Below are 20,088 nucleotides of genomic sequence, written 5' to 3'. Positions count from 1 at the left end.
GGTGTCCCATTTTGGCAAGCGCCCCAATCCCCAAAAAAAATGATCATTACCTTCTGGAAGTACTCCTTTTAAGATGGTGAATTTTTACGTTTGACCAATGTGGGCCGTTAAAGCCTTCCATGCTTGCCTTGAGCCGAGCTTGCTTCTATTTTCTAGTACCGCATCAAGCTTTATCCAACTTCCGCAATTATGGGTATATGAACTGTATTTGATTATTTCATGATTAATTTTTGTTTTTATAGTATGTTTCTTTAATAAACTGGTTCGAAATAGGAAAATGTAAATAAAACTATAACTTAGAAGCGCTATAGCAATTGTTAAGACCAATAGATGGGCACTGCATGGAGTTCATAGATCTACTCATCTTTTTTGTATACGTGATAGTCATGCTTGGCGTAGGGGTTTACTTTATGCGTCGAAATCAGGGGCAGGACGATTATTACGTAGGAGGAAGGAATATGGGAGCTACCCATATCGGCTTATCCGTGGTGGCTACGGATGTGGGTGGAGGTTTTTCGATTGGCTTGGGAGGCCTGGGCTTTGCCATGGGCATTTCAGGTAGTTGGATGCTTTTTACCGGCCTTCTGGGGGCCTGGTTGGCTGCGGTTTTTCTTATACCTAAAGTGAAAGCCAATCCCGCTTTTGCCAAGTTTTATACCTTTCCCCAGATTTTCCAGTACCTTTTTAACCGCCAGGTGGGTATTGTGGCAGGTATCATTTGTTTTGTGGGGTACTTGGGCTTTACTTCCAGCCAGTTGTTGGCAGGGGCAAAGCTGGCCGCAGGAACATTCAAAGGCTTGGACCTTAATACGGCTTTGCTGATCATGGGGGTGATTGCTGTGGTGTACACTGTTTTGGGAGGGCTCAAGGCAGTGATCTATACCGATACCATCCAATGGATCATTTTGATTTTGGGCTTTATCTTCATCGGTTTGCCGATTTCCTATTTTCATGTGGGCGGATGGTCCGAAATCCAAAAAACATTGCCCTCTGAATTTTTCAGCCTCACCAACCTTAGCTGGCAGGATTTGGCCAATTGGGGGATTACCATTTTGCCCATTTGGTTTGTGGGCATGACCCTTTATCAGCGGATTTTTGCCAGCCGCGATGTCAAAACTGCCCAGCGGGCATGGTACATAGCGGGGATTTTCGAGTGGCCCATCATGGCTTTTATGGGGGTGTCTTTAGGCGTTTTGGCAAGAGTAGCTTTTGAGCAGGACATGATCGCAGAGGCCGCGACTGATCTGGATCCAGAAATGGGCCTGCCCATACTATTGAGTAATGTTCTTCCTGCAGGGATTATGGGACTGATGATGTCGGCTTATTTTTCAGCGGTGCTTTCCACAGCGGATTCCTGCCTGATGGCAGCCTCCGGTAACATGACCACCGATCTTTTTGGAAAATGGTTTGACAAACAGCCTGAAAAGAAATCCATGAGATTCAGTCAGCTTTTCACTTTGTTAATCGGTACGGTGGCGCTCATTATAGCCATGCAAATGACCAATGTGCTGGAACTAATGCTGTACTCTTACGCTTTTATGGTTTCAGGGCTTTTAGTGCCTATTCTGGCAGGTTTGTTTTGGAACAAAACCAATCCCAAGGCTGCTTTGGCTTCGATGATTATCGGGGGAGGAGTTACAGCGGGTCTTGCCCTCAACGGAATGGTCTTGCCCTTGGGCTTGGATGCCAATTTATTTGGCCTGACGGCCTCTTTAGCAGTGTTTTTGCTGGTTGATAAACTGAAATAATGAAAACCTCATTGATAAAAGAAACCAAGTCATGAATATTGAAACATTAAGCACGATAGATAACGCTACTTTTTTACAGAAAACAGAAATCGCCGATTTCCTTTTCAAACACCTGGATCAATATGGTGATCCCCACGAGCATATAATGAAATGCCTGGACTATGCCTTGGATAAGGCGGTGGACAAAGGAGGCTTTGTAGTGCTGGGGCGAGAAAAGGGTGACATTGTGGGGGCTGTAGTGGTAAATAAGACCGGAATGTCTGGATATATTCCCGAAAATATACTAGTTTATATCGCCGTCGATGGTAACCAAAGGGGGAAAGGCGTGGGTAAAAAATTAATGGAAACGGCTATTAACATGGCCAGCGGGGACATCGCCCTGCATGTGGAACCGGACAACCCCGCCAAGCTTCTTTATGAAAAATTGGGCTTCACCAATAAATACCTTGAAATGAGGTTGAAAAAATAACATGGCATTTTTAAATCTATACAGGGAAAACCTTCATAAAAATTACCAGTTTCTCCGGGAGAAATTTAAGGAGCATGAGGTCGGCTGGGGGGTGGTTTCTAAATTGCTTTGTGGGAATGAAATCTATATCAAGGAACTGATCAAGCTGGGGGTGGATGAAATCCATGATTCCAGGATCAGCAATTTGGCCAAGGTAAAACAACTCAACTCCTCCATAAAAACGGTATACATCAAACCTCCTTCAAAGCGAAACCTTGCCGATGTGGTCACCTATGCTGATGTAAGCCTCAATAGTGAACTGAATACGATTAAATGGATCAGTGAGGAAGCTGTAAAGCAGGATAAGAAGCACCAGATCATCATCATGGTGGAAACCGGAGATTTGCGTGAAGGGGTGATGGGAAATGACCTGATTGATTTCTATGAAAAAATTTTCCGTCTTCCCAATGTGGAGGTGATCGGCTTAGGCACCAATTTAAACTGCCTGAACGGGGTAATGCCATCCGCAGATAAACTGGTACAGCTTTCCCTTTATAAACAGATCATTGAACTCAAGTTCAACAAGGAAATCCCCTGGGTATCTGCCGGGACCTCAGTGACCATCCCCTTAATGCTAAACCACCAATTGCCCAAGGGCATCAACCACTTTAGGGTAGGGGAGACGCTTTATTTTGGGGCAAACCTATTTGACAACAGCACCATTGAAGGCATGAATGACCAGGTGTTTGAACTTTGTACGGAGATCATCGAGATGCAGGAAAAGCCCTTGTTGCCTACGGGGAATCTGGCAGCCAACCCCCAGGGAGAAGTGGCCGAAATTGATGAAAATCTGTATGGGCAATCCTCATTTCGGGGAATTTTGGACATAGGTCTGTTGGATGTGGACCCTAAATACCTGATTTACGATAAGGATGAATTTGAGGTGTTGGGGGCAAGTTCAGATATGCTGATCCTGGATCTGGGCAAGAACCCCAAAAATTACAAAGTGGGCGATTTGATGCGCTTTAAACTGAAATATATGGGGGCCTTGGCGATCCTCAACTCCTATTATATTGAAAAGCGGGTTATTTAGCTGCTGGCTAGTTTTTTATAGAATCTTGCTGTTTTTCTTCTTTTTCTAAAGCGGTTTTGGCATGGAATTGGCAAAAGATCTGTCAAGACCAACTATTTGAATAATATGAAAAAGATCATTTTTGCTTTTATCGCAGTTTCGATGTTTGTTTGGGATGCCAATGCACAAAGAAGAACCCCTGCAAGTGCTCAGGTAAGTAACTTTGGTATCCGAGGTGGTGTCAACTTCTTCAACTGGGGAGGGGACGACGGCTCTAATAATGACTATACCAATAGAGCTGGATTCCATGCAGGTATTTACGGTAATATGTTTGTAACCGATAATTTTGCCATCGAGCCCGGTGCTTATTATTCGCAGAAAGGGACAGAAGCTGATAACTTCACCGAGTCGAGAACCATCCTCAGTTATATTGATGTTCCCATACTTTTAAGGTTTTATGCCAGTGACGGTTTCAATATTTTTGCAGGCCCACAAGGATCTATTTTGACCAAAGCAGAATTTGAGGGGGACGCCTTTGGATCCACCTTCGAGTGGGAGCGGGATGATGTCAATGACCTTGATGCAGGCTTGGTTTTTGGTATAGGTTACAACCTTCCTGTTGGCTTGAATGTTCAAGGAAGCTATGACCTTGGTTTGACGCCGGTATTTAAGGACTCCGATGCGGAAGTTTATAACCGCGGGTTCAAGGTTTCACTGGGATATAGTTTCTAGGCCCAGCAAAATAAAAGGGGCTTTCTCATAACAAGAAAAACGTCACCGATAGTTGTCGGGCAGGTAATCACGAGCAAAACGAAGTGATCCTGATGTGCCATCACTGCACGTTTGATGGAATTGCAATGGCGCGAACTTATGAGAAAGCCTCTTTTTGATTTAATCAGACTGTCCACTGGTGATATGTCAAAAAACCGGTCGGTCAGAGGAAATATCATTCTCCTACAAAACCTAAAATAACCATGAAAAGATGGATGATCACTTTTGCCATCCTGATGGCAGTAGGTTATCATGCTGCTCAGGCTCAGACAGGGATCCGAGCAGGATGGAACTATACGGACATTAAAGGGATTAGCACTAAAGGAAATGCCGGATTTCATGCCGGTTTGTACCATAAGGTGAATTTTTTGGGTTTACTGGCCATAGAGCCGGGAGTGCAGTATTCGCAGAGAAACTTTGAAGTAAGCGATCAGGGTCAATTGACGCAGGACCGCCTGCACTATGTTGACATGCCGCTTGTCATTCGATTGGGGTTTATCCCCTTGATCAATCTCTTTGGAGGCCCTCAGGCATCGGTGCTGTTAGCCAGGAATTATAATGGCTCCACGGAGGCGTCCTCTTTGGGAACACTCTCCAGGTTTGATCTTGGCGGGGTAGTAGGGCTTGGGATAAACTTACCCCTGGGATTTAATGTTCAGGGGAGTTACGACTTTGGTTTTAAAGATTTGAATTATAATGAAATGGAAACTAAAAGCAGTGTGTTTAAAGTTTCCCTAGGAAAGAATTTTTGATTTATTTCAATAGCAAAAAGCTGGAGTCCGTCCATAATTTTGGAGGGGCTTTTTTTTTGCATGCTGTAGTCAAAGGGCTTTTATAATAACTTAAATGCTGTTTCCCCCTGATCTCGCTGATTTGCGCAGATTTATAGGGTTTGTTTTGCAGGAATTCAGCAAGAAGCTACGAGCTTAGTCCAAGGCATTAGAGGGGATAATAGGGTTTTCTTTTGTAAATTAAGGTGATGATCCATTTAACCTATTTTTCAAATGCAAAGAAGACAGTTTATACAAACAACCGCCATGATGACCGCCGCCATGAGTTTTCCTACTATCTCCATCGCAAAAAAGAAAGAAAGGCTGGGCGTGGCTCTGGTAGGGCTGGGAGGCTACAGTACCGGTCAGCTGGCTCCCGCCTTGCAAATGACCTCACACTGCTATTTGGCTGGCATTGTTACCGGTACTCCTGCCAAAGCAGTGTCCTGGCAGGAGAAATATAATATTCCGGACAAAAACATCTACAACTACCAGAATTTTGAATCCATTGCGGATAATCCGGACATTGACGTAGTCTATGTAGTGCTGCCCAACAGCATGCACACGGAATTTGCCATTAAGGCTGCCGAGGCCGGAAAGCATGTATGGTGCGAAAAGCCGATGGCAAAGACCGTAAAGGAGTGCCAGCAGATCATTGATGCCTGTGCGCGGAACAAGGTCAAACTAAGCATTGGGTACCGCATGCAGCATGAACCCAATACAAAACAGTTTAGGGAGTTTATTAGGAGCCAAAAGTACGGTGAACTGAAAATGATGGAAGCAGTGGCCGGGTTTTACATGAACAGTGAGGGGATATGGAGGCTGGACCGGGAGATGGGTGGTGGGGCCATGTACGACATGGGCGTGTATCCCATCAATGCTGTCCGTTATCTAAGTGGCATGGAGCCGATATCTGTCATGGCTTATGAGAGCAAAATGAGGCCGGAGATGTTCAGTGAGGTGGACGAGACCATGAATTATATCCTGGAATTTCCTGACGGGCTGATGGCCAACTGTGCCACCAGTTTTGGGATGAATATGGGGCGACTGACGGTAACCTGCAGGAGGGGCAATATGAGGTTGGAACCTTTTCAATCCTATAGGGGGATCAAGGGGGAAACCAGCGATGGACTGGAATTTTCAGACCAGGTAAAGAGTCAGCAGGCCGTTCAGATGGATGATGATGCGTTGGCGATATTGGAAAATAAGCCGGTGATGGTTCCGGGCGAGGAAGGGATGAAGGACATCATGGTGGTGGAGGCCGCTTTTAAATCCGCCAGGGAAGGGGTAAGGGTGGCTGTTGGCTAAAACGGTTGGCGGTAGGGAAAAAGTAATCGTTGATTTGTGATCGGTGTCTGCTATCTAACAGAAAACAGCTCACCGAGTGTATGATACTTGTTTATAGGCGGTCGACTGTCGACCGTCAACTGTAGTCCATCCTCCCCCTGATAGTCTTGGGGGAGGACGGGACAACAAAGCTGTTGACCGTTGACCGTCAACTGTGGCCAGCCACCCCTAATAACCAATCCTCCAAATTTCCGGTAACTACTTCCGAATAGCACTAATGGCCTCCAGGTCATAATGGGGAGTTCCTCCTTTCTGGGTTGCCACCAATGCGCCCAAAGCACAGGCAAAGTCAAGAATTTCTTCCGGGCTGTAAGCGGAGAGGAATTTGGAGATGAACCCACTCAAAAAGGCATCTCCTGAACCTACGGTATCTTCCACCTGCACTTTATAGCCAGGGTGTTGGTAAAGGTTTTTGCCGTCATAGATGGCTGCTCCAGCGGATCCTTTGGTGATGCAGACCATGTGAAGGGTGAACAGCTCCGATAACTTTTTGACAGCTTCGTCCAAGCTTGGAGGAAGCTGGTAATAGTCGATAAGGATGTCCAGCTCATCGTCATTGATTTTTAGGATATCAGCCCTTTGAAGCAACTGGTCAAGTGTGTCCCTTTCATAATGCGGAGCGCGAAGATTGATGTCCAAAATCTTTAAGGTGGGGGTTTCAAGAAGCTTGAACAGGGTAGCCCGACTTTTTTCGCTTCGGGCGGACAAGCTGCCAAAAACAAAGGCATCGGCCTGATCTACTTTTTCCTGAATGGCCGGATGCCAATCTATGTAATCCCAAGCTACCGGTTTGACAATTTCATACTGGATATTTTCCTTGTCGGTATTATCCACCAAGACACGGCTGGTCTCATGCTCGGCATCCTCTTGGATCAAAGAGGTCGTCAGGGACTTGGATTGGACAAAGTCCACCAGTTCCCTTCCAAGCTTATCATGGCCTACCCTGGAGATAAAGGAAGTTTCAAGGCCTAGATACTGGGTATGGAGGGCCACATTCATCGGGGCCCCTCCAGGGATGTTTTTGTCAGGAAAACAATCCCAGAGCATTTCACCGAAAATAACTATTTTCTTATTCATTGTTGTTTTATTGTCGAATTCTCAAACCTCTTTCCCTATTTACCGCTAACCATCAAGTCCTGCTGTATTTCTTCTAGGGAGCGGCCTTTGGTTTCCGGCATTTTGGTCAGCACCCAAATCAGCTGGCCTACCATCATCAGGGCAAAGAAGCCAAAGATGCTGACAGGCCCGAAGGCATTTGCGAAGAAGGGGAAAATATTGGCTATAACAGCGGCCAAGATCCAATGGGTAAAGCAGCCAAGGGACTGCCCATAAGCCCTGGTTTCGTTAGGAAAGACCTCTGAGATGAACACCCAGATCACGCTGCCCTGCCCGACAGCATGGGAGGCGATAAACATGAACACAAACAGGGGTAAGAAGGCCGGGCCGATGGTGCCTCCCGAAAAAGAATAGGCAATCAACACCAAGGATATGATATAGCCAATGGATCCGATCAGCATCAGTTTCTTTCGACCGATCCGGTCTATCAGGTAGAGCCCCAACATGGTGGCCACCATATTGACAGCACCGATACCGATGGTGGAAAGCAAAGCGCTTTCAGCGTCTATTCCGGCCATCTCAAAGATCCTAGGGGCAAAATAGATAATGGCATTGATACCGGAAAGCTGGTTGAACATGGCGATCATCACGGCCAGTAGGGTGGTTTTGATATGGCCATGTTTGAAAAGGGCAGAAAACCCTACCTTTATCTTTTCACGGTTACGCTCTTCTATGGCCAAGCGGATAGCCTCATCCACCCCTTCAGGGTCTGTTTTGGTAAGGATGGCCGTGGCCTCTTCCACATTGTTTTGGTGGGCAATAAGCCATCTGGGGCTTTTGGGGACCTTGATGGTCAGTAAAGTATATATCAGTGCAGGAATAGCCTCCATGCCCAGCATCCAGCGCCAGCTTTCATTGAGGTTGGCTGTTTCGATAAGGTAGTTGGAGAAATAGGCCATCAGGATACCGAAGACGATATTGAATTGGAAGAGGGCCACCAGTACCCCCCTGTTTTTGGCGGGAGCGATTTCGCTGATGTACATCGGGGCCACCACGGAGGATGCGCCGACTCCCAGTCCTCCAATAAAGCGAAAAATCATAAAGGATACGATCTCTGGGGCAAGGGCAGATCCCATGGCAGAGGCAAAGTAGAGTACCCCAATCCACAACAAAGAGGATTTTCGGCCATATTTGTCGGCAGGAATGCCTCCAAACAATGCTCCAAGGACTGTTCCGTAAAGGGCAATGGCCACGGCCATCCCATGGGTCCAATCACTCAACTGCCACTTTTCTTGAATGAATCTTTCCGCACCGGAAATTACAGCGGTGTCAAATCCAAACAAGAAGCCCCCCAGTGCCGCCACAATGGAGAGGAAGATTACATACTTTTTACTGTTCATGTCAGGTTATTTTAAGGCAAGCTGCTAAGCTAACCAGAAGTAAGAGGAATAGAAATGATTCATTTATATTTTCTCCACCCCTAATCCCATATTGATTTAAGGTAATTGACATTTCCGCCCTCCTCAAATCCTTCAAGCTTCAGCTGAAGCAAAGGGGCATTGGGAAAGATGATTTCTGTCAGGACCATTTCTCCATCATTGAAGAAAAACTCCAAGGAGGAGCGATCGGCATACACCTTTACATTGGTAATGCGAAGTCCTTCCAAGGGGGCATAATGGACTTTTTGAAAGTCTTCCTGAAAATCAGTTTTCCCTGCGTTGCTTCGGTCAAAGACAATCTGATCTTCTTCTATTTTCAGGTGGACGCTATTTCCAAGTTCATTTTTAAGGATGATGGAAGCAGGTTCCCCATTGCTTTTTTGCAGGTCCAGTGCATAGAGTTCGTCCTTGAGATTGAATTCAGGACCTGCAAGAGATTCAGATCCCTGCATTAAGCTTTGGATTTCTTTTACCGGTCTGGAAGCTAAAATCGTCCGTTCCTCAAAACTGACCAATTCTAATTTACGCGGTAAGGTCAAGGCCGATCTCCATGCGGAAGTAGGGACCACATTGGCATACTGCCAATTGCTCATCCAGCCGATGAACAGCCTTCTTCCGTCTTCCTGAGGGATGTTTGACCAGGTGACTCCGGCATAATTATCGGCTCCATAGTCGATCCATTTCACTTGGTTTCCTTCTGCGGTAAATGCTTTTCCATCAAATTCCCCGGTGAAATATTGGGTGGCAGAGCCTCCGTTGGGCCCACCGGGATTGATGCTGACCAACAGGACCCATTTTTGTTCCCCGTCAGGCGTTGGTAGAGTGAAAAGGTCCGGGCATTCCCAGACACCCCCATAGGCTGCCCAGTCCGGATTGAAATCGCTCTCATGGGTCCATTCCTTAAGGTCGGGTGAAGAATAAAAGCTGATACGGTCTTTTACCGCCAAGGTCATGATCCATTTGCCCGAGCCATCTCCCTGATCATACCAACTGACTTTTGGGTCCCTGAAATCCGGGATTCCCGGGCTTTTCAGTACGGGGTTGTTCTCATATTTTGTCCAGCTACGGCCTTTGTCATTGCTATACGCTATCCCTTGGCTTTGGCCCTGTTCATTATGGTGGTAAGTAAATATGGCGATCATAGGGGGCTGGCCGTTTTCTCCCAAACCGGAAGTATTGTCATGATCTATCACCGCACTCCCCGAAAAGATATACCCTAGGCTATCGGGATAGAGGGCAATGGGAAGATGCTCCCAATGGAGCATGTCCTTGGAAACTGCGTGTCCCCAGTGCATGGGCCCCCATACATTACTGTCCGGGTAATGCTGATAGAAAAGGTGGTATTCCCCATCCAGATAGACCATGCCATTGGGGTCATTCATCCAATTTTGAGGAGGGCTGAAATGGTACTGGGGACGGTAAGGCTCGTCGAAAGGTTTTACCTCTGTAACGGTCTGCTCCGTGTTTTTTTGGGAACACGCAGCAATGGCTACCGGTAAAATTAAAGCGATAAGGGGTTTGAATATTGATCTCATTGGCTTATTGTTTTGATAGTAGGTACTGTTACCAAATAGATTTTACGTCGAAAACTTCCAGGTTTTGCACAGTGATGTTGTTCCCCCAGAAGTGAAATCCTTCCTGATTATTGGTATCAGGGCTGCGTGGCATGACCAAGGTAAGGGCTCCGCCGTCAATAAAGACTTCAATACTGGTACGGTCGATATAGATGTCAGCCGATATTTCCATGTTGGTGGGGTCCTCAGGGGAATAGAAAGTCCCGTTAAGTTTGGTGAAGTTAAGGTCGTAATCGATGAGGTGCTGGCCGAAAAGGTTCAACCCTGCACTGGTGGCATGGGAAAGTTTGATGGTGGTCCTGATCCTTAACTCATCGGAATCGGAGAAGGATGTTAAGGCTTCATTTGCCTTTTCAGCAGTAAGAGATTCCCACTGTTTTATAGGGGTAAATAACTGGCTGGCTTCTTTTACAGGAACATTATATAGGCGAGGTCCCTTCTTTGTCTCTTTAAGGCTGAGTTCAGTAGGGAGCATCATCATGCCTTTGAAGGGCATTTCCGGGTGGCTGATCTGGCCCCATCCCATCTGGATTCTTCGTCCATTGGGAACATTGGTGAAGGTCTGCGAGGCATAAATTGGTCCCGAGAGAAACTGGTATTTCCCTGCAGTTGGGGTAAACTCTTTTCCATCAAAATCACCTAGCATATAGGTTCCAGAAGCACCGTACATCACCCATTTCGTATTGTCGGGATTACCGTCTATAGGTAACTCGAACAACTCGGGACATTCCCAAAATCCGGTTGTATGGCTTTTATACTCCCATTGCTTAAGGTCGGAGGAATTATAGATGGAATGCCCATCCCGTTCATTAAGGACCATTACCCAGTGCTTGCCCGGCCCGTACCAAAATACTTTGGGATCACGGGTGTCCTGGCTGTTCCAAATGTGTTTGGAATCGATTACTGGATTGCCTTCGTACTTGGTGAAGGTACGGCCTTTGTCAAGGCTATAGGCAATGCCCTGGACCTGCTTTTCGGGACTTGCAGCCGTGAAAGCAGCAACCATTGCAGGGGTGTTTTTCTTGTTGAAACCAGCTGTATTGTCGTAATCAATAACCGCGGAGCCGGAAAACATGGTTCCTAAATGGTCCGGGTAGAGGGCCGTTGGAAGTTCTTCCCAATGGATAAGGTCTTTGCTGACTGCGTGGCCCCAGTGCATGTTTTCCCATTCTCTTTCATAGGGGTTGTGCTGATAAAAAAGATGATATTCCCCATCATAATAAAGAAGCCCATTTGGGTCATTGATCCATCCTCTCTGTGTGGTGAAATGGAACTGAGGCCTGTTCTTCTCCTGATATAAATCCGCAGCCCCTTCTATTTGATCCGCTTGAATGATGTTGGATAGGCCTGCCTCATTGCCCTCATAACTGATGGTAAGGGTTTGTCCTTTAAGGTTGGACACGTCCTTGAAGACCCAGTAGTCAGGTTCACCAGTCGAAAGCCGGATGACCACCGTCTGGTCAGCTTGGCCGGGAACCTGGAAAGTCATTTTATGACGGTCTTCTTTATGGCTAATAGGGAGGTTTAGGTACTTTTTGGAAATCTTAAGCTCAATTTCCCCCGCCAATGAGGAGATACTGGACAGAAGCAAAATGATGACTCCTAAAGTTAACGGATGTAAAAATGGTTTCTTCATGGGTTAATCGATTTAATTGACTCCTTAAGTAGGAAATTATTTTTTAGATAAGTAAACAATGAGCTTATTTTATTCTTTTTTGGGTTCAATCTGGACTGAACTTCATTTGGTAAGCGGGCCGAATTCCATCGGCCCGCTCTTCCAATAGGTTTAATAGCCGGGATTTTGTTTATAGACTCCCCCGGTGAAGTCAATTTCTCTTTGTGGAATAGGATAGTACTCATCCCTTCCCGGTGTAAATTCCGCATTGGCCAAGAAATCCCTTTTTGTTTTTTCCTCGTCCAGATAGTCATTCAGCACTTCAGCAGCTTCTCCCCATCTTACCAAGTCGAAGAATCGGGCACCTTCCATGGCGAATTCCAGTCTGCGTTCAAACTTCAAGGCCTTCCAAGCGTACTCTTTGCTAGGGAAAGAGGTGTATTGCCCTACGCTGTAGATATCGCTGGCACCGGCATTCAGCGGCCGCTGGGTACTGTTGGCAGCCCGCTCTCTTACCTGATTGATCAGAGGAAGGGCTTCGTTCCAGCGGTTCAGTTGGATCAGCGCTTCCGCTTTCCATAGGAGGACATCAGCGTAACGGATGAAATCGATGTTTTTGGAGGTCCCGATAAAAGGACCTTCCTTCTTGTAGCAGGAGCAATCAGGGGCCTGCTGCTCTTTCATATTGCCAAAGTATCCATATACCCCAGGATCCCTTGCCCAACTGAAGTTGTAGATCATGTCTCCTGAAGCGTTGACGGTGTTACGGTATTTGAAGGGTCTTCCCGGAACTCCCACTGTGTGGTCAATTCTAGGATCGATGGTCAATCCGTTGGCAGGAGGGGTGGTGCCATCAGGCATTACCGAATTGAAAATGTCGGTGTCATTAAAAGTGTCCAGCAAAGGAAGTCCATTATCATCTGTTTCAAATGCATTGACCATATTCTGGCTGGCCAGGTGGAAGCCGCAGCATCCGTAGAGGCCTGTTCCGTGGGGAGAATTTAGTCCTGTGACAAAGCTCAACCTGCCCACAGTGGTACCATCGTTGATGGAGAACTGTACAGCCCAGATCGACTCAGGTCCGTTGTCAAAACCATCCAGGAAATTGTTGCCAAAATCATCCTCTAAATTTCCTGTCACTTCATCAGCATATTGGATCACTTCTTCCAATCTGGACTGATTGATGTTGACCACCTGATGCTGGTCATCTTGCTCATAAGCTTGAAATAATCTTGTTTTGGCCAGATAGGCGGCGGCTGCATTTCTATCTGCCCTGCCTACTTCGTCCTGGGCCTGAGGCAAGTTATTATAAGCAAACAAGAAGTCATCCGCGATTTTGTTCCATAGGTCATCGTTGGGGATGTCGTTGGACACTTGGGCGATTTCCTCCTGGCTCAGCTCTTCGGTGATATAAGGGATTTTTTTGAACAGCATTTTCAGCATGAAATGAGAATGCGCCCTCAAAAACCTTAGCTCAGCCTGCCTGATCGCCTTATTGGGGTAGTCTGCATCAGGAATCTCATTGATCACTTGCAGGGCAAAATTGGCCCTTGAAATCGCTTTATAGTAATTGGTCCAGGTACGCGGTGCCATGAAGTCGCCCTGGTCAGGAATGGTCAGGTTGTATTGTTCATAGCGGTCAATTTCTCCTACGTCACTTCGACCACCGCCTCCTTTATAAGCATCATCTGATCGCACACTGCCAAATACCCACATATGGGTCAAGGGGCCGATCATTTCGTCATTGCCGATACCAGCATAAGCCGCAATCACCAATCCTTCCGCATTTTCGGGAGTGGCTACGTTGTCACTGGATAGCACCCCCTCAGGTTCATATTCCAGAAAGTCTTCTGAGCAGGCATTTAAGCTTAATCCCAGCAAAATTGAAGCAATATATAATTTATAGTTTTTCATGAGTTCCAAAGTTTAGAAGTTTACATTCAAACCTAATGTGAAGGTGGTAGGTACAGGGATCCTGTTGACATCGGTACGCTCTGGATCGGAACCTATATAATCCTTAGGGGTAAACCATAGCAGGTTTTCTCCTTGGAAATACACCCTCAGCCTGTTCATACCTGCCCATTTATTGATGATTTCTTCTGGCAATGAATAGCCCAGTTGAAGGTTTCTGATTTTGAAATAGGCATTGTTTCTAAACAAGTAATCGGAAGTTCTCTGGTCATTAAAAGCCAGTGATAAAGCCGGGATATCGGTATTGGTGTTTTCCGGGGTCCAGGCGTCCAAAACTCCCAGACCGGCATTTTCACGTCCCTGCACAAAGTTGTTCCAGAAGATGTAAGGGTCCTGCCCGATTCTACCGGTGACCCCTGATCCAAAGACAGAGAAGTCGAAGTTTTTGTATTTCAAATCGATCCCTACACCATACTCCAAAGAAGGTAGGGTGGTCCCGATAAAGTCACGGTCATCAGAATCGATCACACCGTCATTATTGATGTCCTTGAATTTCAGTCCACCAGGCCTTGCGCCCACTTGATCGGGACTGTTGTCCACATCTTCCTGGCTTTCGAACAGACCGTCTGTTTGGTAACCGAAGATGGAGAATTGGGACTGTCCCAAAATCGAGTTTTCAGCGGTTCCCGGGAAGGCGGTCCTTACTTCTTCGGGCAGGAAAGTGATCTCATCCTTGAACCCACCGAAGTTGGTGTTGACGGACAAGGTCAGGTCGCGGTTGAAGTCCTTGGCATAGTTTAGGGCCAATTCCCAACCTTTGGTCTCCGTAGAGGCGCCGTTCAAGACCCTCTGCTGGCCTTCACCGATCACCGAGGCGATGGGGGGAGTGGTAAGGATGTCCGTTGTCTTTCTGGTGAAATAATCAAAGGAACCATTGATGGCGAAGTTGAACAAACTGAAGTCCAGTCCAAAGTTCCATTCTTTGGTGGTTTCCCATTTCAGGTCAGGGTTTTCTGCCTGGATGGAGACAAATCCTGAAGGAAGGTTTCCTGTATTATTGCCGTTGATATCATAAGCGGTACCTACGTTATAATAGATTTCAAAAAAGCCACCGATAAACTGGGATTGGTTAGGGCCATACCTTGACTGGTAAAGTCCAAAGCGAGCCAGATCACCAATTTCCTGGTTGCCTACTTCACCATATCCCACTCTTGCCTTAAGGTCAGCCAGGATTTCATTATCCTTCAAGAACTCCTCGTTACTGATTCTCCAGCCCATAGTGGCGGCAGGAAAAATACCGTAGCGGTTGTTTTTACCAAAGCGGGAGGAACCGTCCCTTCTCAGGGTGAAGGATGCGAGGTATTTATCAGAGAAAGCATAGTTGAGTTTACCAAATTGGGAAAGCAACCTGCTTCCTGTGGAGCGTCCATTGGAGGTTCTTGCACCTGTGGCCGCATCCAATACAAAGTAAGATTCTGTTTCCACCGCAAAACCATCGGCCATGGCAAGGATGCTGGTCAGGTCGTCTTTGATGGATTCCACGCCCAGCAATACTTCGAACCTATGATCCCCTTTAGTGAGCTGATAGTTTAAGGTGTTGGAAAATACCAAGCTGGTAAACTTGTTGGTATCCCAGATCAAACGGTTGTTGCTACGGGTAATGAAACCGTTGTTTACGCGTCGTTCGATGTCCTTTTTCTGGAAGTCACTGAAGTCTAGTCCCAAGCTGGTTTTGAACCGCAGGTTTTCCAAAATAGACCATTCAGCAAATACATTTCCATAGAAATTGTTCTTCCGGGTATTGTCCCATCGGTTTAGGAACTGCATCAGGACAGGGTTGTTCCTATCGGAGTATCCTGACCCAAGAGGACCTGCAAATTCCCCATTGGCATCATATACGGGAATGGTAGGAGCCATGGTGATGGCGAGGCCTGGAGTAGGGGCACTTCCCACATCAGGGGATGCCAGGGTTTCGTTGGATGAGGAGAATTGGGTGTTCAATCCAAACCTTACCTTATCATCGAACAACCAGGTGTTGGCATTTAAACGGGCAGTGTAACGTTCGAAGCCCGTGTACTTGAGCATACCGGTATTTTTGTAATGCCCCAGATTGACCATAAGAGAAGATTTGTCCGAATTGGTAGAAACCGTCAGTTCATTGTTAAAGGCATAGCCTCTTTCATAGGTGGCGTCTTGCCAGTCAGTATCCCCGGCCGGCACACTTTGGTTTCCACCGACAAAAGGTTTTACGCTTACACTGTTCAAAACGGGGTTGTCAAAATCACCGTTCCAGTCGAAATCATAGATTTCACCGTATCCTCCCGCAGGGTCTGCGCCATCATTCACGGAGGCTCTCCATAACGCTTCACCACGTTGGACAGCATTCAGCATGTCGTAGCGTTGTTGTTTTTCAGAAAGCATGGAGAAGCTGGAGTTAAAGGTCACGCCAAGTTTGTCCCCGCCCTGGGTTTTGTTTTTGGTGGTGACCACGATTACACCATTTGCTGCCCTGGAGCCATAAACAGAAGAGGCGGAAGCATCCTTCAATACCTGGATGGACTCGATGGCTTCTGGGTTCAAGCTGGCAAATACCTCAGGTCTTTTGGTCGGTACCCCATCGATCACATACAAAGGATCGTTGTTCCCTAAAGTAGTAATCCCACGGATCAAGACCCGGCTGCTGGCTCCGGAGGGGTCTCCGGATTTTTCCACGTATAGGCCGGGAACCCTGCCTTGAAGGGCCTGCATCGGGTTGCCGTTACTCATACTTTGTCCTTCTATGGGTGTAAGGTCCACGGCCACGATGGCACCGGTCATATCGGATTTTTTCTGGGAGCTATATCCCACGACTATCACCTCATCCAGGTTGGAGACATCTTGTCCCAGCATGATATCAATGACGCTTCTGTTGCCGATGGTTTCCGAAACGTTTTTGTAGCCAATAAAGGAAAAGATCAAAATATTCTCAGGGCCGGCTGAAATGCTGTAATTACCATCCAAATCGGTGATGGCCCCTTTGGTGGTACCTTGGACTTGTACAGTCACGCCGGGAAGTGGTTCTCCAGTGGACTCATCAATGACTTTGCCTGTAATATCACCGTTCTGGGCCATTGCCGGCAGAACAAGCAACAAGGCAAATAACAGACTTAAAATGTGTGTTTTCATACGGTAAATGGGTTTTTCATGTTAATAGTTTAGGTTTAATTGAAATGTGATTTTTGGTTTGTTACGATTCATGGTTTCATAGATATTGGGTTTTCTTGTGCAATTGTTTTTGTAGGTGTTCCAACTCGATTCCTTTGGTTTCCGGCATGATAAACCAGACAAAGAGTGTTTGCAAAGTCATCATACTGAGGAAAATGAGGAAAATTTGGAAGGGCGCTAGGTTATTGATCAGTACGGCCCCAAAAAGGGTGATCAAAGCTGCAGCACTCCAATGTATGCCTGCACCAAAGGATTGGCCCATGGCGCGCACTTTGGTAGGGAAAATCTCAGATATAAACACCCAGATTACCGCTCCCTGCCCTATACCATGGGAGGCAATAAAGAGCAGGACAAAGGCCAGAATAAATCCGGGGGCAGCATTGATGTAGAAGCCGTAACTGATGACGGCAAGGCTGATCATATAGCCGATGGATCCTATGATCATCAGTCGTTTACGACCACTCCGGTCTATCAGGTACATGCCGATCAGGGTGAAAATCAGGTTTGTACATCCAATAAATACAGCTCCCAGGAGGGAGGTGGAGGTGACAAAGCCTGCTTTTTCCATGATTTCAGGAGCATAATACAAGATGAAGTTAATGCCACTAAACTGGTTGAAAATGGCCAGGCAAGCAGCCAGAAACAAGCTGAGTTTATTTTTGGAAGAAAAGAGCTTTAAGCTTTTAGACTGAAAGGTATCTTGCTTGATGGAGAGAAGTGTTTTTTCAATACGGGCACTTTCAGTGATTTTTTGCAATGCCTTTCTGGCCGCACTTTCGTCCTGCCGTCTGAGCAAAAGCCATCTGGGGCTTTCAGGGATGTCCAGAATAAATGCCAGGTAAATCAAGGCAGGAACTGTTTCTGCTGCCAGCATCCATCTCCAATCATTGCTTCCTCCTACACCTTGAAGGAAATAATTGGAAACATAAGCCAGAAGGATGCCTGTTACAATATTGATCTGATAAAGTCCCACCTGTCTGCCTCTTTTGTAAGCTTGGGAAATTTCCGCTACATAAGTGGGGGCAGCAATAGAAGAGGCTCCAATGGCCAAACCTCCGATAAATCTGTAAAATGAAAATACTAAAGGATCGGTCGACAGGGCGGTTCCTATGGCAGAGACCAAGAAAAATACGCCAATCCAGAAAAGGGTGTTTTTTCTGCCGATGAGATTACAGGGGATACCTCCAAAGAGGGCTCCAACAACCGTTCCCCAAAGCGCCACGGACATTATAAAGAAGCCGTGGAACCATTCCGATGTTTCCCAAAGTGCTTTCAAAGGGAGATTGGCACCGGAAATGACTGCAGTGTCAAATCCGAACAAAAATCCGGAAATGGAAACGATGATGGAATAATATGTGGTTATTTTCTTCATGGGCTATTGTTGATACAAAGCTATGAAGAAGGGGGAGGAGGTTTTTTTGAATCTGTTCCAAAAGATTATAAATTCTTTGCAGCTGTTGCGCTTGAGCTAAGAAAAGGCCTTGCAGGGTGGTTTATAGCTGTTTTTTAGGGTGATGATTTTGAAATTGTACTTTCAAAATTGTATCATATTTATAAAATTGTTTCGTTTTTTGACTGATTCACGGTGGGTCTGTCAGTTTTGGCCCTCCCCACAAAGTTAAAGTAGGGAGGAACTCGATCCGTTTCGAAGATTTCAGCTGGTAGAGCAGCCTGGAAAGTTTGGTCTTATCTGTTTTTTGATTTATGGTTGATGGCCCTTAATGAGTATCACCCCTTTCGGGGTTCAATGTGAGGTAGGCTTACGGTACCCCCGGTTGTCACCGGGGGATATCCAGATGAGGCCCTTTTCAGGGCTGAGGTCGTGTATTAACAAAGTAAATATGGTTTGCCCTTAAGACGGGACATTGACAACCGCGTGTTCTGAGCAAAGGTGAAACTGCTACAAACCATATCTCTATTCTGAAGTTCTAAGTTGGTCATACAAGAAGTTTTCAGGATTTTAAGAAGAGTTTGCGTAGCAAAAAAACTCCTTTGAAGTTTATGGAGCAGTTTGGTAAACCCCAGCGATGGATGTCTACTTGGAGATATCCAGATGAGGCCCTTTTCAGGGCAGAGGTATTGTTATAATAAAGTAAGTATGGTTTGCCCTTAAGACGGGACATTGACAACCGCGTGTTCTGAGCAAAGGTGAAACTGGAACAAACCATATCTCTATTCTGAAATTCCAAGTTGGCTATAGAAGAAGTTTTGAGATTTTTAAGAAGAGTTTGTGTAGCAAAAAAAACTCTTTTGAAATTTATGGACAGTTTGTTAAACCGCAGCGGTGGATGTCTACTTGGAGATATCCAGATGAGGCCCTCTGCCCATAGGGCAGGATTTGGATAACCCCGGGTGCAAACCCGGGTTGGAGTATACATGTCAACCCTAGAGCCCCAAAGGGGCGACACAAAATGGTTTTGTCATGAAAGATTATTCTGTTTTTTTGGTAATTTAATCATACATTAATTTATATCAATATTCTAATTTTTTAACAATGGCATCATACAGGCAGATCTACTACCATATCGTTTTTGGAACCAAGAATAGGGCGCCAACTATACAAGAAGAAACGGAAAAGACATTGTTTGCTTATATCTGGGGAATCGTAAAAAACAAGCAGTGTAAGTTGTTTCAAATAAATGGGACCTCTAACCATATTCATTTGTTGACAGATCTACACCCATCATTGGCACTGGCTGATTTTGTAAGAGAGATTAAAGCAGCCAGTAGTAAATGGATGAGAGAGTCTGGTAATTTTCATGGTTTTACCAGTTGGGGGGAAGGTTATGGTGCCTTCACTCTTTCAATTAGGGAAAGGAACCATGTAATTCAATATATTAAACGGCAAAAGGATCATCATCTTTCGGAAACCTTTTATGATGAATACAAAAGATTATTGATGGAGAACGGGGTTTCTTTTGATGAGAAGTATATGCTTGGTTAATTGAGAGGTTTCACCCCTTTCGGGGTTCAGGGTGAGGTAAGCTCACGGTACCCCCGGTTGTCACTTGGAGATATCCAGATGAGGCCCTTTTCAGGGCAGAGGTATTGTTATAATAAAGTAAGTATGGTTTGCCCTTAAGACGGGACATTGACAACCGCGTGTTCTGAGCAAAGGTGAAACTGGAACAAA

At 46.0% G+C, this 20,088-nt stretch carries 14 protein-coding genes; 7 read left to right on the top strand and 7 right to left on the bottom strand.

Features of this window, described 5'->3' with window-relative positions; translation table 11 throughout:
• Positions 1–341 precede the first annotated feature (341 nt).
• The 6 genes from ACYVAA_RS15475 to ACYVAA_RS15450 all read left to right on the top strand — a co-directional run bounded on the left by ACYVAA_RS15475 (position 342) and on the right by ACYVAA_RS15450 (position 6,117).
• A complete protein-coding gene (locus ACYVAA_RS15475; RefSeq protein WP_460543332.1) occupies positions 342–1,748 on the top strand; it encodes a sodium:solute symporter family protein in 1,407 nt (468 codons plus the stop codon).
• A 31-nt stretch (positions 1,749–1,779) separates the two neighbouring features.
• Entirely contained in the window at positions 1,780–2,217 is a 438-nt protein-coding gene (locus tag ACYVAA_RS15470; protein WP_460543330.1) for a GNAT family N-acetyltransferase, read from the top strand.
• Between the two features lies 1 nt (position 2,218).
• Positions 2,219–3,289, top strand: a complete 1,071-nt coding sequence (locus ACYVAA_RS15465) for an alanine racemase (RefSeq protein WP_460543328.1) — start codon at positions 2,219–2,221, stop codon at positions 3,287–3,289.
• A 105-nt stretch (positions 3,290–3,394) separates the two neighbouring features.
• On the top strand, positions 3,395–4,000 hold the full coding sequence (locus ACYVAA_RS15460) for a porin family protein (RefSeq protein WP_460543326.1): 606 nt from the start codon (positions 3,395–3,397) through the stop codon (positions 3,998–4,000).
• Positions 4,001–4,242: 242 nt separating this feature from the next.
• The gene (locus tag ACYVAA_RS15455) at positions 4,243–4,791 is read left to right on the top strand and encodes a porin family protein (RefSeq protein WP_460543324.1); all 549 of its coding nucleotides are present in this window, start codon (positions 4,243–4,245) and stop codon (positions 4,789–4,791) included.
• Between the two features lie 252 nt (positions 4,792–5,043).
• Positions 5,044–6,117, top strand: coding sequence for a Gfo/Idh/MocA family protein (locus ACYVAA_RS15450; RefSeq protein WP_460543322.1), 1,074 nt, complete (start codon positions 5,044–5,046; stop codon positions 6,115–6,117).
• Between the two features lie 237 nt (positions 6,118–6,354).
• Here the strand turns inward: ACYVAA_RS15450 and ACYVAA_RS15445 are convergent, their stop codons facing one another.
• The 7 genes from ACYVAA_RS15445 to ACYVAA_RS15415 all read right to left on the bottom strand — a co-directional run bounded on the left by ACYVAA_RS15445 (position 6,355) and on the right by ACYVAA_RS15415 (position 18,327).
• On the bottom strand, positions 6,355–7,233 hold the full coding sequence (locus ACYVAA_RS15445) for a carbohydrate kinase family protein (RefSeq protein ID WP_460543320.1): 879 nt from the start codon (positions 7,231–7,233) through the stop codon (positions 6,355–6,357).
• A 35-nt stretch (positions 7,234–7,268) separates the two neighbouring features.
• Positions 7,269–8,612: an MFS transporter gene (locus ACYVAA_RS15440; RefSeq protein WP_460543318.1), complete on the bottom strand. Its 1,344-nt coding sequence runs from the start codon at positions 8,610–8,612 to the stop codon at positions 7,269–7,271.
• Between the two features lie 80 nt (positions 8,613–8,692).
• Positions 8,693–10,186 carry a glycoside hydrolase family 32 protein gene (locus ACYVAA_RS15435; RefSeq protein ID WP_460543316.1) on the bottom strand — a complete coding sequence of 498 codons (1,494 nt, stop codon included), beginning with the start codon at positions 10,184–10,186 and terminating at the stop codon, positions 8,693–8,695.
• Positions 10,187–10,214: 28 nt separating this feature from the next.
• Positions 10,215–11,861 (bottom strand): 2,6-beta-D-fructofuranosidase, encoded by a 1,647-nt coding sequence (locus ACYVAA_RS15430; protein ID WP_460543314.1) that lies wholly within the window; start codon positions 11,859–11,861, stop codon positions 10,215–10,217.
• Positions 11,862–12,011: 150 nt separating this feature from the next.
• Positions 12,012–13,754 (bottom strand): RagB/SusD family nutrient uptake outer membrane protein, encoded by a 1,743-nt coding sequence (locus ACYVAA_RS15425; protein WP_460543312.1) that lies wholly within the window; start codon positions 13,752–13,754, stop codon positions 12,012–12,014.
• A 12-nt stretch (positions 13,755–13,766) separates the two neighbouring features.
• Complete coding sequence (locus tag ACYVAA_RS15420) at positions 13,767–16,916, bottom strand: SusC/RagA family TonB-linked outer membrane protein (RefSeq protein ID WP_460543310.1); 3,150 nt, start codon at positions 16,914–16,916, stop codon at positions 13,767–13,769.
• A 76-nt stretch (positions 16,917–16,992) separates the two neighbouring features.
• Positions 16,993–18,327, bottom strand: a complete 1,335-nt coding sequence (locus ACYVAA_RS15415) for an MFS transporter (protein WP_460543308.1) — start codon at positions 18,325–18,327, stop codon at positions 16,993–16,995.
• Positions 18,328–19,449: 1,122 nt separating this feature from the next.
• Between ACYVAA_RS15415 and tnpA the strand changes: the two genes are divergently transcribed.
• Positions 19,450–19,899, top strand: coding sequence for an IS200/IS605 family transposase (gene tnpA / locus ACYVAA_RS15410; RefSeq protein WP_460543305.1), 450 nt, complete (start codon positions 19,450–19,452; stop codon positions 19,897–19,899).
• The last annotated feature ends 189 nt before the right edge of the window (positions 19,900–20,088 follow it).

The sequence above is a fragment of the Echinicola sediminis genome, assembly GCF_054777495.1.
The sequence above is the reverse complement of the archived record's forward strand: the minus strand, read 5'-3'. Positions and strand labels throughout refer to the sequence as shown.

Bases quoted from the DNA above. Each gene is read 5' to 3' on its own strand.
- ACYVAA_RS15415 (WP_460543308.1), bottom strand. From the start codon at position 18,327: ATGAAGAAAATAACCACATATTATTCCATCATCGTTTCCATTTCCGGA.
- ACYVAA_RS15430 (WP_460543314.1), bottom strand. From the start codon at position 11,861: ATGAAGAAACCATTTTTACATCCGTTAACTTTAGGAGTCATCATTTTG.
- ACYVAA_RS15455 (WP_460543324.1), top strand. From the start codon at position 4,243: ATGAAAAGATGGATGATCACTTTTGCCATCCTGATGGCAGTAGGTTAT.
- ACYVAA_RS15470 (WP_460543330.1), top strand. From the start codon at position 1,780: ATGAATATTGAAACATTAAGCACGATAGATAACGCTACTTTTTTACAG.
- ACYVAA_RS15440 (WP_460543318.1), bottom strand. From the start codon at position 8,612: ATGAACAGTAAAAAGTATGTAATCTTCCTCTCCATTGTGGCGGCACTG.
- ACYVAA_RS15435 (WP_460543316.1), bottom strand. From the start codon at position 10,186: ATGAGATCAATATTCAAACCCCTTATCGCTTTAATTTTACCGGTAGCC.
- tnpA (WP_460543305.1), top strand. From the start codon at position 19,450: ATGGCATCATACAGGCAGATCTACTACCATATCGTTTTTGGAACCAAG.
- ACYVAA_RS15460 (WP_460543326.1), top strand. From the start codon at position 3,395: ATGAAAAAGATCATTTTTGCTTTTATCGCAGTTTCGATGTTTGTTTGG.
- ACYVAA_RS15475 (WP_460543332.1), top strand. From the start codon at position 342: ATGGAGTTCATAGATCTACTCATCTTTTTTGTATACGTGATAGTCATG.
- ACYVAA_RS15450 (WP_460543322.1), top strand. From the start codon at position 5,044: ATGCAAAGAAGACAGTTTATACAAACAACCGCCATGATGACCGCCGCC.
- ACYVAA_RS15420 (WP_460543310.1), bottom strand. From the start codon at position 16,916: ATGAAAACACACATTTTAAGTCTGTTATTTGCCTTGTTGCTTGTTCTG.
- ACYVAA_RS15465 (WP_460543328.1), top strand. From the start codon at position 2,219: ATGGCATTTTTAAATCTATACAGGGAAAACCTTCATAAAAATTACCAG.
- ACYVAA_RS15425 (WP_460543312.1), bottom strand. From the start codon at position 13,754: ATGAAAAACTATAAATTATATATTGCTTCAATTTTGCTGGGATTAAGC.
- ACYVAA_RS15445 (WP_460543320.1), bottom strand. From the start codon at position 7,233: ATGAATAAGAAAATAGTTATTTTCGGTGAAATGCTCTGGGATTGTTTT.